Origin of the sequence: Nonomuraea sp. NPDC050733, from assembly GCF_040654215.1 — a bacterium.
Taxonomy (GTDB): domain Bacteria; phylum Actinomycetota; class Actinomycetes; order Streptosporangiales; family Streptosporangiaceae; genus Nonomuraea.
Genome location: NZ_JBFAHO010000030.1, coordinates 12055 through 26337, shown reverse-complemented (window position 1 = coordinate 26337; position 14283 = coordinate 12055). Strand labels below are relative to the sequence as shown.

The following is a 14283-nucleotide window of genomic DNA, read 5'->3' as shown; positions in this document are numbered from 1 at the left end:
CCCGTTCCGGAGCCCTCAGCGGATGCCCCACCGCCCGATCCCGGTCACTGACGAGCTGCACACCGTCTGACAAGCGAAAGGCCCGATTCCCAACCGCCTGACGCCCTGAGCACGCAACATCCCAATGACGTCCTTGGAAGCGAAACGGCGACACCCGTAACGGATGCCGCCGCATTATCACAGTGGAGCTATGGGGATTCGAACCCCAGACCTCCTCCATGCCATGGAGGCGCGCTACCAACTGCGCTATAGCCCCTTGATTCATGGCAAGTGTATCGGAGATCCCGCCGTCCCCGTGCCACCCACGGCGAAACCGGACGCTAGGCCGCCCGCCGGACCGGCATGCCGAGCTCACGGACGAGTCCGCACACGTCCACCCCGGCGGAGCGCAGGATCGCCGCCGTGCCGTTGCCGCCGTCGGCCAGCAGGCCCCACAGCAGGCTCTCGCCCGTCACCGGGCCGGGCCGCCAGCGGGCGACCTCCACGACCTTGCGCATGTGCCCCGCCAGCGGGATCGAGCCCAGCGGCCCGTGCAGCGTCATCCTCAGGGGCCGCAGCGGCGAGCGCGTGAGCCGCCACCGGTCCGGGTCGCCGGCGCTCGCGCGGGTGCGGCGGCGCACCTCGTCGAGGTCGATGCCGAGCGTGGCGAGCAGCGCCCGCGCGTCCGGGCCCGTGTCGACGAGGGAGCCGATCTCCTCGCGCGTGGCGGTGAACGAGGTGAGGTCGAAGGGGCGGGTCTCGGCGAGGGCGAGCAGCAGGACGCCGGTGGTCAAGGCCGGGTGGCCCGCGTCGAGCGCGATCGTGCCGGCCGTGGTCACGGCTCGGCGCGCGGGGCGGGTGAACCGGGCGAAGCCGTGGCGCGCGGCGGACGCGGCGGGCCCGCCGGGCGTCGCGTCGGGCGTCCGGTCGGGCGAATGAGGCGGCATCGTGTTACCTCCCGAGTCTGCGGGCGTGCTTGCGGTGGACCGTCTGCCGCTTCACGCCGAGCGCGTCGGCGATCCGCTCCCAGGACCAGCCGCGGTCGCGGGCGTGCGACACGTGCGCCGCCTCCAGCTCCTCCAGCAGGGTCCGGAGGGCGGCGACCGCCGCGAGCCCCACGCCGGGGTCGGGGCCGGCCGCGGCACGGGCCAGGTCGGCGGCGTCCACCGGAACGGGCTCGGGCCCGGTCGTGGGTACGGTCATGGCGTCAGCATATGCTGACACCATGGCGTTTGTCACCACATGCTGACACTTGGCGAAGCGTGCTCCAGCAGCCGGGAGACGGGCCGCGAGCACTCAGAGGCGGTCCGCCAGGTCGGCCAGGATCGGCAGGGCGGCCGCCAGGCGTTCGCGCTCCTCGGGGGTGAGGGTGTCGACGGCGGCGGCGAGGCGCTCGGTGATGACCAGGTCGCGGCTGACGAGCGCGGCCTGCCCCTTGCCGGTGATCGAGGAGATCACCCGGCGGCCGTCCTCGGGGTCGGGGTCGCGCGCCACGAGCCCGCGCCGGTGCAGGCCGCCGAGGATCGTGCCGATGGCCTGGGCGGTGACGCGCTCCAGGGCGGCGAGCCGGGCCGAGGTGAGCGCCCCCTCCCGGTCCAGCCGCGCCAGTACGGCGAGCTCGCTGAACGACACGTCGTCGTCCGCCCCGTTGGTGTAGAGCTGGCGGATGCGCCGCGCCAGGCGGCCGACGGCGATGCGGAGGTCCTTCGCTAGCACGGGCCCAAGGCTAGTGCCACCGACGCCAAGCCTGGCTTTATCAATCTGGCTTTGGTAAATTTCCCAGCCATGTGCTACGACCCCGAGGCCGCCCCGCCGGCCCTCACGCCCCCCGTCACCGGCACCCGAGCCCGGTCGCTCCGCCTGACCTCGGCGGACGGTGCGACGTTCGCCGCCTACGAGGCCCGTCCCGACGACGTGCGCGGCGCGGGCGTCGTCGTCCTGCCCGACGTGCGGGGCCTGCACGGGTTCTACAAGCACCTGGCCGTACGGCTGGCGGAGCAGGGCCACCCGGCCGTCGCCATCGACTACTACGGACGCACGGCCGCGGACGACGACCGCGGCGAGGGCTTCCCGATCATGGAGCACGTCACCAGGCTGGGCAGGGACACCATCCAGGCCGACATCATGGCCGCGGCCGACCGGCTCGGCCGCCCGGCGGTGGCGCTGGGCTTCTGCATGGGCGGGCGCAACGCGTTCCTCGCCTCCGCGCCCCGGTTCGGGTTCGCCGGGGTGATCGGCTTCTACGGCGCGCCGGGCATCGCGGGGCCGTACGGGCCGGGCCCCACCCAGCACGCCGCCGAGCTGTCGGCGCCGGTCCTCGGCCTGTTCGGCGGCGCGGACGAGGGCATCCCCGCCGAGCAGGTGGCGGAGTTCGGGCAGGCGCTCACGGCGGCCGGGGTGCGGCACGAGCTGGTCACCTATCCGGGCGCGCCGCACGGCTTCTTCGACACCGCGCACACCGCAGCGAACGCGCACGAGGCGGCCTGCGCGGACGCCTGGAGGAGAGTGCTGGACTTCCTTGCCGCCGTCTGAGCGCGCCTCAGAAGCCGGGGGCGGCCGTCGGCGAACGGCTCAGCGGGTCACGGTGGTGCGCATGGTCAGGGTGGTGGCCTCCTCCAGGGCCAGCTCGACCGTGACCGTCCCCAGCTCGGACGTGCGCGACACGTGCGTGCCGCCGCACGGGATCGACGCCTCCCCCTCGGGCAGCGCGCAGTGCCAGGTGCGGCGGGCCGTCAGCTCCGGCCCGGGCACGTCCAGCCGAACGGGCGCGTCGGCCGCCGTCCACGCCTTGAGGCGGTCGTTGACGGCGGCGGCCACCTCGGCGAGGCCGGTGTCCAGGCCGTCGGCCGTGAAGCCCTTCTTGCGCAGCGACTTGCCCAGCCGGTACACGTCGAGGCTGGCGTCGGGCGAGATGCGCGAGGAGGTGATCGCCGTCTGGTCGAAGTCGGGGTGGCCGAGCCCGTCCAGGGCCGGCTCCTTGCGCCAGCGGCCGGCCAGCGCGGCGTTCAGGGCCAGGGCGGCCAGGTGGCAGGCGGTGTGCCCGGCCGACAGGGCCGCGCGGTAGGCGGGGTCCACGGCCAGGTCGACGCTCTCGCCGACCGGCAGCGGGGTGTCGGTGACGTGCACGACGAGCCACTGCCGGCCCTCGGCGCCCCGCCGCGCGGGGATGTCCTCGCCGAGGTGGAGCCGGCCCTCCGACCAGGCGCCGGTCACGCAGTCGACGACCGGCAGCCCGCCGATCGTGCCGCGGTCGGCGGGCTGGTCGGGCCAGGTGTGGTCGAGCGGGTGGAACGGGGTCTCGGACACGACGAGACCGTGCCGCTCCCCTACCGGCACGGTCCCGACGATCTCGGATCGGCCGGTGACCCGGCCCGCGGGGAAGGTGACGACGGTGGAGTTCACGCCGGAATTGTCGCAGGCTCGGCGTCCACGCGCTCCCGCCGCTCGTCCTCGATGTAGCGACGCCGTCCCGCGTACAGGCCGGTGACGAGCTGCGCGGCCAGCACCACGAAGAGCATCGCGTACGGCAGCGTCCACCCGCCGGTCAGGTCGTGCAGCAGGCCGACGGCGAGCGGCCCGGCGCCGGCCATGAGGTAGCCCGCGCTCTGCCCGAACGCGGACAGCGCGGCCGTGGCCTCGGCGGTGCGGGTGCGCAGGCCGAGCATCATGAGCGCCAGCGGGAACGACCCCATGCCGAGCGCGATGAGCACCACCCACACCATGGCGGTGGAGACGGGCGCGAGCCACAGCCCGAGGAAGCCGGCCGTGTACGCCGCGACGAGCCCGACCACCACGGGCCGCTGGTCGCGGAAGCGCGAGGCGACCACGGGGACGAGGATGGAGACGGGGATGTTCAGCGCGGTGAAGACCCCGAGGACGAACCCGGCCTCGCCGGTGCTGTAGCCGCCGTCGGTGAGGATCGTGGGCAGCCAGCCGAACATGATGTACGCGATCATCGACTGGGTGCCGAAGTAGACGGCGACCATCCAGGCCAGCCGGCTGCGGGCGAGCTGACGCAGCCCCGAGGCGGGCGCCGCGGCCTCAGGGGCGGCGTCGTCCTCCGTGTCGCCGGACGCGTTCCCCACGGCGGGGGCCCGGCTGGCCGGGTCGCTGCGCAGCAGGGCGAGCCAGGGCAGGGTGGCCACGGCCGCCAGAGCCGCCCACACGCCGAGCGCGATGTGCCAGTCGCCCGACGCGCGCTCGATCGGCACGGTGGCCGCCGCGGCCAGCATCGTGCCGGCGGCGAGCGCGGTCGTGTAGACGGTGGTCATGACGCCGGTGCGGGCCGGGAAGTGGCGCTTGATCAGGGTGGGGATGAGGACGTTGCCGACGGCCCCGCCGGACAGCGCGACCGCGCTGCTCAGCAGGAACACCGGCGCCGAGCCGACCAGCGACCTGACCAGCAGGCCCACGCCGAGGGTGACGAGGGCGAGCAGCAGCAGCCGGTGCTCGCCGAGCCGCCTGGACAGTGAGGGCGTGACCGCGCCGACCGTCGCGAAGGCGAGCACGGGTAGCGTGGTGAGCAGACCGGTGCCGACGCTGCTCATGCCGAGGCCCTGGGTGAGCTGGTCGAGCAGCGGTCCGACGCTGGTGACGGCGGTGCGCAGGTTGAGGGCGGCGAGGACGATTCCCAGCACCAGGAGCCAGGCGAGGGGGCCGGTCCTGCCGCGGGACTCGCTTCGGAGCTCGGCGAGCACGCTCATGCGGGGGAGATCCTCCACTCATCTAATCATGGGACGAATGGCAATCTTAACAGCCCCAAAACCGGCATTTATTCCTGACACATGACAAAGCCCCCGGTCCCGGGGGCTTTGTGGTCGAAGTGGGTGTCCTGTCAGCGCGTGCCGTTACAGCACCGGGCGCGGCGGCTGCGGCGGGTCGTCGTGCGTCCCGAGCGGGCCGGGCGGCGGAAGCGTGGGGCCGGTGCCGGTGCCGGGCGGGTAGTCGCTGCCGCCGACGGTGCCGGGCGGCACGGGCTCGCCCGAGCCCGGCGGCACGGGGTCGCTGGAGCGGGGCGGCATGGAGCCGCCGGTGCCGAGGTCGGAGCCGTGCTGGTGCGGGCCGGGAACGTCGCCGCGCCACGCGCCGGTCTCGCCGCCGCGCGACTCGATGAACTCCTTGAACCGCTCCATGTCGTTGCGGACGCGCAGGCGGACGAGCTGCAGCCAGTCACCGGCCGTCTCGAGGAAGCCCTCGGGGTCGTACTCCATCTGGAGCGTCACCCGCGTGGTGTTCTCGTCGAGCCGGTGGAAGGTCACCACCCCGGCCTGCCGGGGCTTGTCCACCGAACGCCAGGCGATGCGCTCGTCCGGGTGCTGCTCGGAGATCTCGGCCTCGAACTCGCGCCGCACCCCGGCGATCTCGGTGATCCACGCGGTGCGCGTGTCCGTGAGCTGTTTGACCGATTCGACCCCTTCCATGAATTCGGGGAAGCTCTCGAACTGCGTCCACTGGTTGTAGGCGACCCTGACAGGAACGTTGACGTCTACCGAGTGTTCGATCGTGCTCATGGTGTCCCGCTGCCCCGACGGGGGCGTCGTTAACGCCTGCGCAGCAACCAGTAGAGGCCCACGAGCGGGAGCACGAGCGGGATGAACAGGTAGCCCTTGCCGTACACCGACCACACCGTCGCCTCCGGGAAGGCAGCCGGGTCGAGGACGCTCGCCGTGCCGATGACCAGCACCCCGGCCAGCTCCACGAACAGCGCCGCCAGCGCCAGCCGGCGCGCGCCGCGGGCCAGCGCCACGGTGAGCAGGATGTAGACGAGGGCGGCGAAGGCCGACAGCGAGTACGCCAGCGGCGCCTCGCCGAAGCGGGTGAGGATCTGCACGGCGGCCCGCGCGCCCGCCGCGAGCGCGAACAGCCCGTAGACCGCCAGCAGCGCCCGGCCGGGGCCGGTCCCGATCGAGGGGGACGTCACGGCACGCCCTGCCAGATCTGCAGCAGCCGCGCCGTCATCACCGCGATGGCGAACCCGGCCACGGCCAGGATCCCCGAGCCCCACCGGCTGCGCTCGGCCAGCGCCAGGAACACTCCGGCGGGCGGGATCACCGCCTCGCCCGCGAGGTAGCCGAACAGCGTGCCCTTGGACACGTGCGCGCCCTCGCCCCCGGCGACGGCCGCGATCACGATGCCCGCCTGCACCAGCACGGCCACCTCCAGCACGGCGAAGCCGACGAGCAGGACCATGCCCATGGGCCGGTCGCGGATCGCCGTGATCAGGCTCGCCAGCGCGAGCAGCAGCGAGCCGGCGATGACGATCGTGGCCACGGTGGTGTTCATCGCGCAAAGGCTATCGCCCGCCCCCCTCGCCCCCGGACGGGGCGGGCGGCGCGGGTTCGTAGGATCGAAGGCATGGAGAGGATCCTGGTCAGCGCGTGCCTCATGGGCCGGCGGGTGCGTTACGACGGCGGGGCCAAGACGAGCTCCGACGCCCGGCTGGCCGGGTGGCGCGAGGAGGGGCGGCTGGTGCCGTTCTGCCCCGAGGTCGAGGGCGGGCTGCCGACGCCGCGTCCCGCCGCCGAGATCGAGGCGGGCGCGGGCGGCGCCGCCGTGCTGGCGGGCGCCGCTCGCGTGCTGGCCTCGGACGGCTCCGACGTGACCGCGTACTTCCTGGAGGGCGCGCGGTCGGCGCTGGCCGTGGCCCGCTCCTCCGGGGTACGGCTGGCGGTGCTGAAGGACGGCAGCCCGTCGTGCGGCGCGCTGGCGATCTACGACGGCGCCTTCCAGGGCAGGCGCACTCCCGGGCAGGGCGTCACCACGGCGCTGCTGGAGGCCAACGGGGTCCGCGTCTTCACCGAGGACCGGATCGCCGAGGCCGCCGGCTACCTGGCCACCCTGGAGACCGGCGGCCACCCCTGAGCCGGACCCACCTCGCCGCTCCGGGCGCGCCCGGTCCCGCCGCTCCCGGCAGACCTGCCCGCGCGGCATCCGGCGCGCCCGGCTCAGGGGCGCTCGTCACTGGCGGGTGATCTTGACGTCGTCGATCCCCGCCTCGACCAGGCTGGCGCCAGAGGCGTCGGCCGCCTCGACCAGGATGCGCACGCTCTGCCCGGCGAAGGCGGAGATGTCGGCCGTCGCCGTCCCCCACGCCGCGTCACGGTTGGTCGCCGCACCGGCCTGAGTGAAGACCGCGGCGGTGCCGGAGGTCCCCGCCACGCTCACGCGGAGGAAGTCGGCGCTGGAAGAGTTGCTGCCGTGTGCCAGGTACCACGACATGGTCAGCTTGAGCACGCCGCCGGTCGGGAGCGGGACCTGCGGCGAGCGGATCGAGGTGGTGCCGCCGTCGATGTCGTGATCGCCCGCGGTGGAGCCCGCGAGCCGTCCCGTGACCAGGTCGTTGGTCCCGCTGACGGTGGTGCCGAGTTGCTTGGCGCCGCTGGAGGTGGTGGCCTCGGGGTCGCCGCGCTCCCACTGGCCGGTGGTGGCGGTGTCGGTGCCGGACGGGTTCGCCGTCCAGCCGGTGGCGGTCTCGAAGGTGTCGGACCACACTGTGGCCGGCGGCACTGCGGTGGCGATCGTCCAGATGGCGTACGCGATGGCGTCGGCGTTGCGGTCGAGCGCCGTGTCGTTGACGTTGGCGGTGGTGTCGCAGGAGCGGTGGTAGCAGGAGTCGAAAGCCTGGCCCGCGGTGCCGCCCCAGAGCTGCGCCTGGGCGCTGGTCTTGGTGCCTTCCGCGCCGGTGAACGTGCCGCCCGCCGGGATGCCGGCGCTGATGAACGGCCCGTAGTCGGAGCGCCCGTCGAAGTCGGTGCCGCGCGTGGGCACGCCGATGGAGGTGAAGTACGCCTGGAGGGTCTGCTCCAGCTCCGCCGAGCCGGCCGGGCCGGGGCCGGAACCGACGCCGTCGGAGTTGTCGCCGTCGTAGAGGAAGTAGCCGGGGTTGGGCGAGCCGACCATGTCGAAGTTCAGGTACGCCTTGATCTTGGCGCGTTCGGCGGCGGGCAGGTTGTTGACGTAGAACTGCGAGCCGCGCAGCCCCAGCTCCTCCGCCCCCCACCAGGCGAAGCGCAGGTGCTTGGCCGGCTGGAGCCCCTGGCGGGAGACCTCCAGCGCGGTCTCGAGGATCGACGCGGAGCCGGAGCCGTTGTCGTTGATGCCCGGCCCGGCCGTCACGCTGTCGAGGTGGGCGCCGGTCATGAGGATGTCGTTCGGGTCGCCGCCGGGCCAGTCGGCGATGACGTTGTAGCCGGTGGCGCCGTTGTAGGTGAACGACTGCAGGGTGGTCGTGAACCCCGCGCCGTCGAGCAGGCCCTTGACGTAGTTGGCGGAGGCCAGGTAGCCGGGGCGGCCGTGGGCGCGGTTGCCGCCGTTGGCGGAGGCGATGCTCTGGAGCTGGGCGAGGTGGGCCTTGACGTTCGCCAGTGGGATGTTCGGCGCCGCGAGGGCTGCCGCCGGGGAGTGTGCGGAGACGGCTCCGGGGGCGTGTGCCGGGGCCGCCGTCGCGGGTGCCGTCAGGGCCGGTGACACGGCCAGCGCGAGAGCGCCCAGCGCGGACAGGAGCAACTTCATGGATCCTCCGTGGGGGGTGGAGACGAAGGAGCACGTGCCGGGAGAGCGACCGGGATGCGCCGCCCTCCCTCGGGCCGATCGGCGGCCCGCCCGAACGTAACCAGCCACGCCCCCGCTGAGAAGGCCCATAAATCCGGGAAAACCCGAAATATCGCTATAAATTGCTCTATACGACTCGCCTGGGACCTCAGGAGACCTGCGCGGCCGACGCCGTCCAGGTGTTGCACGCCCCCGGGTCGCCCTGGGCGTACCCGCGCCGCATCCACATCTTGATGGTCCCGGTCTTGCCGTAGTAGCGCGGCTCACCGGCCCTGTCGCCCTGCACCAGCGAGAGCAGGTCGTTCCAGTCGCGCTTGGAGCGGCGGTCCAGCGGCCACACGCTCTTCAGGAACGCCGTCGCCAGGCACGAGCTCTGCAGGCTCGCCCGGCGCACCTGCTCCGCCATCTCGGCCTTGTTGCGATACGGCTCCTTGTCCAGCGCCTCCTGAATACCGACCAGATTCTGTACGTGATAGGCGTACATGCCGGCGGTCATGTCGGCGAGCCACAGGTCGTACGGGTTCTCCAGCCAGTCCTTGCCGATCTGGAAGGCGATGGTACTGGTCCTGGAGCAGTACAACGCCATCGACTGCTCCTTGCCGACGTCCATTCGGCAATAGTTCTTGGGAATGCGGGTGTAATGCTTCACCCGCACCTTCTTGAAGGGCAGCCCGGCGGCGGTGAGGTGCTGTTCCCAGGTGGCGTCGAGACATCCGACGACGCCGTCGACGTAGGCCCGGACGGAGGTGCGGTTGCGGGCCTTGACCGGCTTCTCCGCGCACTTCACGGCAGGCAGGGCGCCCTTGTCGTAAAGGGGGCTGGCGGTCAGCCCATCGCCTTTGACGGGATAACCGGCCGCGGCGGCGGCCGTGCCGGTCAGCGGGAGCGAGACGAGGGCGGCGACCATCGCGGTCATACGTAATCTCATGAGGCGCGACAATAGGGCCAAGATCACGTAGCGGCAACTCGATCACCCGGAAAATCCGTCCCATTACCCGGTGCCATTCCGGCGGCGAAATTCGGCTGCGCCGAATTAACGATCCGGTGCCGTCCGCCGACCGCGCTCGGGGAGCACGCGGCCACTCCCCCTATCATCGGACCCCTGGGGGGTTCAGGATGTTGCGGGCGTTCTTCAAGACCGAGGCGGGGAGCACGAGTGTGCTGCTCGGCGCGACCCTGCTCGCCCTGTTGTGGGCGAACTCGCCGTGGAGCGGCACCTACGAGACGTTCTGGCACACCCCGATGGGCCTGTCCTTCGGCCCCGCCGAGTTCTCCCTCGACCTGCGCCACTGGGTCAACGACGGCCTGATGGCGGTGTTCTTCTTCCTCATCGGCCTGGAGGTCTCCTACGAGGTGCGGCTCGGGCAGCTCCGGGACCGGCGGCTGCTGGCCGTCCCCGCCGTGGCGGCGTTCGGCGGCATGATCGTGCCGGCGGCCGTCTACCTCGCGCTCAACGCGGGCGGACCGGGCGCCGGCGGCTGGGGCGTGCCGATCGCCACCGACACCGCGTTCGTGCTCGGCCTGCTGGCCGTGGTGGGAGCCCGCTGCCCCGAGCCGCTGCGCGCGTTCCTGCTGACGCTGGCGATCGTGGACGACGTGCTGGCGATCATCATCATCGCCGTCTTCTACACCCGCGACCTGTCGGTGCCGGCCCTGATCGTCGCGGCGGTGCTGCTCGCGGCCATCCTGACGCTGCGGCGGCTGCGGATCTGGCGCGCGCCGGCCTACATCCTGCTCGGGTTCGGCGTGTGGGTGTCCACGCTGGAGAGCGGCGTCCACCCGACGCTGGTCGGCATCGCGCTCGGCGTCCTGGTCTTCGTGTACGCGCCCAGCGAGTACAAGCTGCTGGCCGCCGGAGAGGCCGTGCAGGGGCTCGCCAGCGACCCCAACGCCCGCGCGGCCCGCGAGGCGACCCGCCGGGTGCGCGCGGCCGTCTCGGTGAACGAGCGGCTGCAGCTCCAGCTCCACCCGTGGAGCAGCTACGTGATCGTGCCGCTGTTCGCGCTGGCCAACGCCGGCGTCGCGCTCGACGGCGACACGCTGCGCCAGGCCGCCACCTCGCCCATCTCCATCGGCGTGGCGGCCGGGCTGCTGCTCGGCAAGTTCGCTGGGATCTCGCTCGGCACGTGGCTGCCGCTGCGCTTCGGCTGGGGGCTGCTGCCGGGCAATCTGGTGTGGGGCCAGCTGCTCGGCGGGGCGGCGGTGTCGGGCATCGGGTTCACGGTGTCGCTGTTCATCGTGGACCTGGCCTTCGACGACCCCGCCGTGCAGGCCCAGGCCAAGATCGGCATCCTCGCCGGATCGCTGCTGTCGGCGCTGACCGGCTGGATCGCGTTCCGGCTGGCGTGGGACCGGGGCGGCGTGTGCGCGCCGCCCGAGGCGGAGCCGGAGGAGGAGCTGCCCGTACTGCTGTCGGAGCCGGTGGGACCGGACGACCACGTGCGCGGCCCGGCGGACGCCAAGGTCACGATCGTCGAGTACGGCGACTTCGAGTGCCCGTACTGCGGCCGGCTGGAGCCGATCCTGGACGAGCTGCTCAGCAGGCACCCCGACGTCCGCGTGGTGTTCCGGCACTTCCCGCTGCGCACCCTGCACCCGAGGGCCATGTCGGCCGCGCTGGTGTCCGAGGCTGCGGCGCGCGAGGGGAAGTTCTGGGAGATGCACGACGTGCTCTTCGGCAACCAGCGGTTCCTGACGGAGGCCGACCTGGTCCGCTACGCCGCCGAGATGGGCGTGGAGCCGTGGCCGGACGTGCCGGGGCAGGTCGCGCGGGTCGCCAGGGACGAGCGGTCGGGCCGGGCGAGCGGCGTGCGCGGCACGCCGACGCTGTTCGTCAACGGCGTCCGCCACCAAGGTGGCCTGGATCTGGTGTCGATCACGCGTGCGGTGGAAGAACAGGAACAGTCCGTCTGAACGGCACCCGCCACGCACCGCCCACCGCCTTCACGGTCAGGAGCCACGATGACCGCCGACCGCCCCCTTCCGGACGACCCGGACGCCCGCAAGACCACGCACATCCCCGTCCCCGCCCAGCCTTCGTCCCCCGACGAGACCCCCGCCCCTGACGATCCGCCCCGGCACACGCCGCACCCGTCGCTCGTGGAGGACTCGGGCACGCGCCGCCTGCCGTACACGCCGGACATGCTGCCCGACGTGCCGGTGTACGAGGCCGAGCCCGCTCGCTCGCCCGGCCTGCGCTGGGTGCTCGTGGTGGGCGGGGCCCTGCTGGTGCTGGCCACCGTCGCCATCCTCGTGATCCTCTGGGCCGGCAGCCAGACGTAGACGGGGCTCAGGCCCGGGTGAGGTCCATCGTCCAGTTGGTCTCCCAGGTGCGCTCGCCGTCCACCGAGAACGCCTGCTCCCACCGGCAGGAGTCCGGGCCGCCCACCGTCCAGATGAACCGGCAGCGCACCGGCCTGCCCTCGTGCGCGTCGTCGGCGTAGAACTCGCCCCGGCCGCCTTCGAACCGGCCCACCATGGGCGGCAGGCCGAGCGCTCCCCCGGTGCTGTCGGCCCAGTAGATCGACCACTCCCCCGTGGCCGGGTCGCAGACGCGCACGGTCAGCCCGGAGAAGCCCTTGGCGGGAAAGACGATCTCGTCGACGTTCGCGGCGCCGTCGAAGTGCCTCGTGCACGTGGACCGGCCCGCGAACTCCTCCCACTCGTCGCTTCCGGTGAGCCGGCTGACGAGCCTGCGGTTGTGGACGTTCCAGGTGCCGATGAGGAAGTCGAAGTCGTTCATGCGGGCGACGATAGGGCTGGGTCACTGACAGGTAGTGTCAGCGAATGCGCGCTTCTCGGCTCGTCTCGATCCTGCTGCTCCTGCAGACGCGCGGCCTCATGACCGCGCGGGAGCTCGCCGAGCGGTTGGAGGTGTCCGTGCGCACGATCTACCGCGACGTCGAGTCGCTGCACGCCGCCGGCATCCCCCTGTACGGCGACGCCGGCCCGAGCGGCGGCTACCGGCTGCTCGACGGCTACCGGACCAGGCTGACCGGGCTGACGGCCGACGAGGCGGAGTCGCTGTTCCTGGCCGGGCTGCCGGGCCCGGCGGCCGAGCTGGGGCTGGGCGCGGTGGTGACGGCCGTGCAGCTCAAGCTCATGGCCGCGCTGCCCGTCGAGCTGCGGGACCGGGCCGGGCGGATCCAGGAGCGGTTCCTGCTGGACGCGCCCTCGTGGTACCGCGACGCGGAGCCGGTCACCCACCTGCCGGCCGTGGCCGCCGCCGTGTGGGACGAGCACGCGCTCCAGGTCAGGTACCGCCGCTGGAAGACGCCGCAGGAGGTGGAGCGGCGGCTGGAGCCGTACGGGCTGGTGGTCAAGGCCGGGCGGTGGTACGTCGTGGCTCGCTCGGAGAGGCAGGTGCGCACGTACCGGGTGTCGCAGATCCTGGAGCTGCACCCGCTGCACGAGGAGCGCTTCACCCGCCCGCCGGGATTCGACCTGGCGGCCCACTGGGAGGCGTACCGGTCGGAGTTCGAGGCCCGGCTGCGGCGCGGCGAGGCCGTGGTCAAGCTGTCGCCGCGCGGGCTGGAGCGCCTGGCCGACCTGATGACCCCGGGCGTGGTGGCGGCGGCGAGGGCCACCGCCGGGCCGCCGGACGAGGAGGGCTGGACGCGGGTGACGGTGCCCATCGAGTCGGTGGAGCACGCGACGGGCGAGCTCCTGCGGCTGGGCCTGGACGTGGAGGTCCTGTCGCCGCCGGAGCTGCGCCACGCGGTCGCGGCCGTCGCGCGGGCCCTCACCCGCCGGTACGCGTCCTCCGCGGACCGGTCAGCCGCCCTGGACGGCCCCGGCTGAGCGGCGCATCACGTGAAAGCGCCGCGTGACCTCGTAGCCCGCCTTCACGTACAACCGGGCCGCGGGCCCCGTCTGTCCCGTCCACAGGAACCACGACGCGTGCAGCCCCTCGGCCCGCATCATGGTCATCGCCCCGTGGAGGAGGATCGCGCCGATCCCGGTCCCCCGCTCGGACGGGTCCACGCCGAACGGCCCGAACCGCTCGGCGATCCCCCGGTACGCCCCGTACGCGGCGAACCCGACGACGCGCTCCCGCACGGCCACGAGCAGCCGCGCCGGGTCCCCGAGCCGCCTGATCGCCTCGCCCCACTCGGGGCTGAACTCCCGGGAGGCGAACCGGATCAGCTCCGGCAGCTCGCCGTCGCCGGGACAGCGGAAGCGGTAGCCCTCGCCCTCGCGGCGCTCACGCAGCGCGCGCACGACGTCGGGCGTGACGTAGCCGGCCAGGCTCCGGTCCATCGCGACCGGCTGGGAGACCGTCTCGAACCCGGCCTCGCGCAGCAGCGCGCAGCCCGCGGGGTAGCGCTCGGGGTCGGCTCCGGGGAGCACGTAGTGGGGCGTGTAGCAGGCGAACTCGACCCGGGTGCGGTCGTGAGCGGCCAGGAAGGCGAGCGCCTCGTCGAGGAGCCGCCGGCCCAGCCCGCCGCCCCGGTGCTCCGGCGCGACGAACAGGAACGGGATCCAGCCCGTCTCCGGCTCCAGGCCGGTGCCGGGGGCGAGCGGCGTCAGCCGGCGCACCGCGTACGCGCAGCCGGCGACCTCACCGGCGGCCGTGACGGCCACGCGCAGGCCCTCGGGGTCGAAGTTGGGGTCGAGCAGCACGCAGTCGCGGAACCAGCCCAGGGTGGTGGGATCGGCCGGCATGGCCCGGTTCCAGGCGTCGACCAGGGCGCCCTCGTCCCCCGCGGCGAAAGCTCGGACGGCTGTCATGCGGGCCCTCCCCCTGGGCGCGCG

Annotated in this window: 17 protein-coding genes and 1 tRNA gene; 5 read left to right on the top strand and 13 right to left on the bottom strand. The window is 73.1% G+C overall.

The window, feature by feature from the left end:
* Positions 1-183: 183 nt before the first annotated feature.
* The 4 genes from AB0H64_RS33070 to AB0H64_RS33055 form a co-directional block, all read right to left on the bottom strand.
* A tRNA-Ala gene (locus AB0H64_RS33070) sits at positions 184-256 on the bottom strand.
* A gap of 64 nt (positions 257-320) precedes the next feature.
* A complete protein-coding gene (locus tag AB0H64_RS33065) occupies positions 321-926 on the bottom strand; it encodes a Clp protease N-terminal domain-containing protein (RefSeq protein ID WP_357632487.1) in 606 nt (201 codons plus the stop codon).
* A 4-nt stretch (positions 927-930) separates the two neighbouring features.
* Positions 931-1182, bottom strand: coding sequence for a helix-turn-helix domain-containing protein (locus AB0H64_RS33060; RefSeq protein WP_357632485.1), 252 nt, complete (start codon positions 1180-1182; stop codon positions 931-933).
* Positions 1183-1275: 93 nt separating this feature from the next.
* On the bottom strand, positions 1276-1695 hold the full coding sequence (locus AB0H64_RS33055) for a MarR family transcriptional regulator (RefSeq protein ID WP_357632483.1): 420 nt from the start codon (positions 1693-1695) through the stop codon (positions 1276-1278).
* Positions 1696-1764: 69 nt separating this feature from the next.
* On the opposite strand from AB0H64_RS33055, the gene AB0H64_RS33050 reads away from it, so the two are divergent.
* Positions 1765-2511 carry a dienelactone hydrolase family protein gene (locus AB0H64_RS33050; protein ID WP_357632482.1) on the top strand — a complete coding sequence of 249 codons (747 nt, stop codon included), beginning with the start codon at positions 1765-1767 and terminating at the stop codon, positions 2509-2511.
* 39 nt (positions 2512-2550) lie between these two features.
* Here AB0H64_RS33050 and AB0H64_RS33045 read toward each other — a convergent pair whose 3' ends face one another.
* The 5 genes from AB0H64_RS33045 to AB0H64_RS33025 all read right to left on the bottom strand — a co-directional run bounded on the left by AB0H64_RS33045 (position 2551) and on the right by AB0H64_RS33025 (position 6261).
* The gene (locus tag AB0H64_RS33045) at positions 2551-3381 is read right to left on the bottom strand and encodes a metal-dependent hydrolase (protein WP_357632480.1); all 831 of its coding nucleotides are present in this window, start codon (positions 3379-3381) and stop codon (positions 2551-2553) included.
* On the bottom strand, positions 3378-4700 hold the full coding sequence (locus AB0H64_RS33040) for an MFS transporter (protein ID WP_357632479.1): 1323 nt from the start codon (positions 4698-4700) through the stop codon (positions 3378-3380). Before AB0H64_RS33040 ends, AB0H64_RS33045 begins: the two co-directional genes overlap by 4 nt.
* 126 nt (positions 4701-4826) lie before the next feature.
* Positions 4827-5489 (bottom strand): SRPBCC family protein, encoded by a 663-nt coding sequence (locus AB0H64_RS33035; protein ID WP_357632477.1) that lies wholly within the window; start codon positions 5487-5489, stop codon positions 4827-4829.
* A 29-nt stretch (positions 5490-5518) separates the two neighbouring features.
* Entirely contained in the window at positions 5519-5899 is a 381-nt protein-coding gene (locus AB0H64_RS33030) for a hypothetical protein (RefSeq protein WP_310711715.1), read from the bottom strand.
* Positions 5896-6261: a hypothetical protein gene (locus AB0H64_RS33025; protein WP_357632475.1), complete on the bottom strand. Its 366-nt coding sequence runs from the start codon at positions 6259-6261 to the stop codon at positions 5896-5898. Before AB0H64_RS33025 ends, AB0H64_RS33030 begins: the two co-directional genes overlap by 4 nt.
* A 72-nt stretch (positions 6262-6333) precedes the next feature.
* On the opposite strand from AB0H64_RS33025, the gene AB0H64_RS33020 reads away from it, so the two are divergent.
* Complete coding sequence (locus AB0H64_RS33020) at positions 6334-6840, top strand: DUF523 domain-containing protein (RefSeq protein ID WP_357632473.1); 507 nt, start codon at positions 6334-6336, stop codon at positions 6838-6840.
* Between the two features lie 96 nt (positions 6841-6936).
* Here AB0H64_RS33020 and AB0H64_RS33015 read toward each other — a convergent pair whose 3' ends face one another.
* Positions 6937-8436, bottom strand: coding sequence for a M28 family peptidase (locus tag AB0H64_RS33015; RefSeq protein ID WP_357632594.1), 1500 nt, complete (start codon positions 8434-8436; stop codon positions 6937-6939).
* A 241-nt stretch (positions 8437-8677) separates the two neighbouring features.
* On the bottom strand, positions 8678-9457 hold the full coding sequence (locus tag AB0H64_RS33010) for a hypothetical protein (protein ID WP_357632472.1): 780 nt from the start codon (positions 9455-9457) through the stop codon (positions 8678-8680).
* A gap of 188 nt (positions 9458-9645) precedes the next feature.
* On the opposite strand from AB0H64_RS33010, the gene nhaA reads away from it, so the two are divergent.
* Together nhaA and AB0H64_RS33000 are read left to right on the top strand one after the other, a co-directional pair.
* Positions 9646-11442, top strand: a complete 1797-nt coding sequence (nhaA, locus tag AB0H64_RS33005) for a Na+/H+ antiporter NhaA (RefSeq protein ID WP_357632470.1) — start codon at positions 9646-9648, stop codon at positions 11440-11442.
* Between the two features lie 48 nt (positions 11443-11490).
* On the top strand, positions 11491-11811 hold the full coding sequence (locus tag AB0H64_RS33000; RefSeq protein WP_357632468.1) for a hypothetical protein: 321 nt from the start codon (positions 11491-11493) through the stop codon (positions 11809-11811).
* A 7-nt stretch (positions 11812-11818) separates the two neighbouring features.
* Here the strand turns inward: AB0H64_RS33000 and AB0H64_RS32995 are convergent, their stop codons facing one another.
* On the bottom strand, positions 11819-12271 hold the full coding sequence (locus AB0H64_RS32995) for a hypothetical protein (protein WP_357632466.1): 453 nt from the start codon (positions 12269-12271) through the stop codon (positions 11819-11821).
* Positions 12272-12315: 44 nt separating this feature from the next.
* Between AB0H64_RS32995 and AB0H64_RS32990 the strand changes: the two genes are divergently transcribed.
* On the top strand, positions 12316-13329 hold the full coding sequence (locus tag AB0H64_RS32990) for a YafY family protein (protein WP_357632464.1): 1014 nt from the start codon (positions 12316-12318) through the stop codon (positions 13327-13329).
* On the opposite strand, the gene AB0H64_RS32985 is transcribed toward AB0H64_RS32990, so the two are convergent.
* A complete protein-coding gene (locus AB0H64_RS32985) occupies positions 13303-14259 on the bottom strand; it encodes a GNAT family N-acetyltransferase (protein ID WP_357632463.1) in 957 nt (318 codons plus the stop codon). The two genes, AB0H64_RS32990 and AB0H64_RS32985, sit on opposite strands and share 27 nt — an antisense overlap.
* Positions 14260-14283 lie beyond the last annotated feature (24 nt).

Coding starts and splice junctions, on each gene's coding strand:
- AB0H64_RS33065 (WP_357632487.1), bottom strand. CDS start 926: ATGCCGCCTCATTCGCCCGACCGGACGCCCGACGCGACGCCCGGCGGG.
- AB0H64_RS33060 (WP_357632485.1), bottom strand. CDS start 1,182: ATGACCGTACCCACGACCGGGCCCGAGCCCGTTCCGGTGGACGCCGCC.
- AB0H64_RS33050 (WP_357632482.1), top strand. CDS start 1,765: ATGTGCTACGACCCCGAGGCCGCCCCGCCGGCCCTCACGCCCCCCGTC.
- AB0H64_RS33035 (WP_357632477.1), bottom strand. CDS start 5,489: ATGAGCACGATCGAACACTCGGTAGACGTCAACGTTCCTGTCAGGGTC.
- AB0H64_RS33025 (WP_357632475.1), bottom strand. CDS start 6,261: ATGAACACCACCGTGGCCACGATCGTCATCGCCGGCTCGCTGCTGCTC.
- AB0H64_RS33020 (WP_357632473.1), top strand. CDS start 6,334: ATGGAGAGGATCCTGGTCAGCGCGTGCCTCATGGGCCGGCGGGTGCGT.
- AB0H64_RS33010 (WP_357632472.1), bottom strand. CDS start 9,457: ATGAGATTACGTATGACCGCGATGGTCGCCGCCCTCGTCTCGCTCCCG.
- nhaA (WP_357632470.1), top strand. CDS start 9,646: ATGTTGCGGGCGTTCTTCAAGACCGAGGCGGGGAGCACGAGTGTGCTG.
- AB0H64_RS33000 (WP_357632468.1), top strand. CDS start 11,491: ATGACCGCCGACCGCCCCCTTCCGGACGACCCGGACGCCCGCAAGACC.
- AB0H64_RS32995 (WP_357632466.1), bottom strand. CDS start 12,271: ATGAACGACTTCGACTTCCTCATCGGCACCTGGAACGTCCACAACCGC.
- AB0H64_RS32990 (WP_357632464.1), top strand. CDS start 12,316: ATGCGCGCTTCTCGGCTCGTCTCGATCCTGCTGCTCCTGCAGACGCGC.
- AB0H64_RS32985 (WP_357632463.1), bottom strand. CDS start 14,259: ATGACAGCCGTCCGAGCTTTCGCCGCGGGGGACGAGGGCGCCCTGGTC.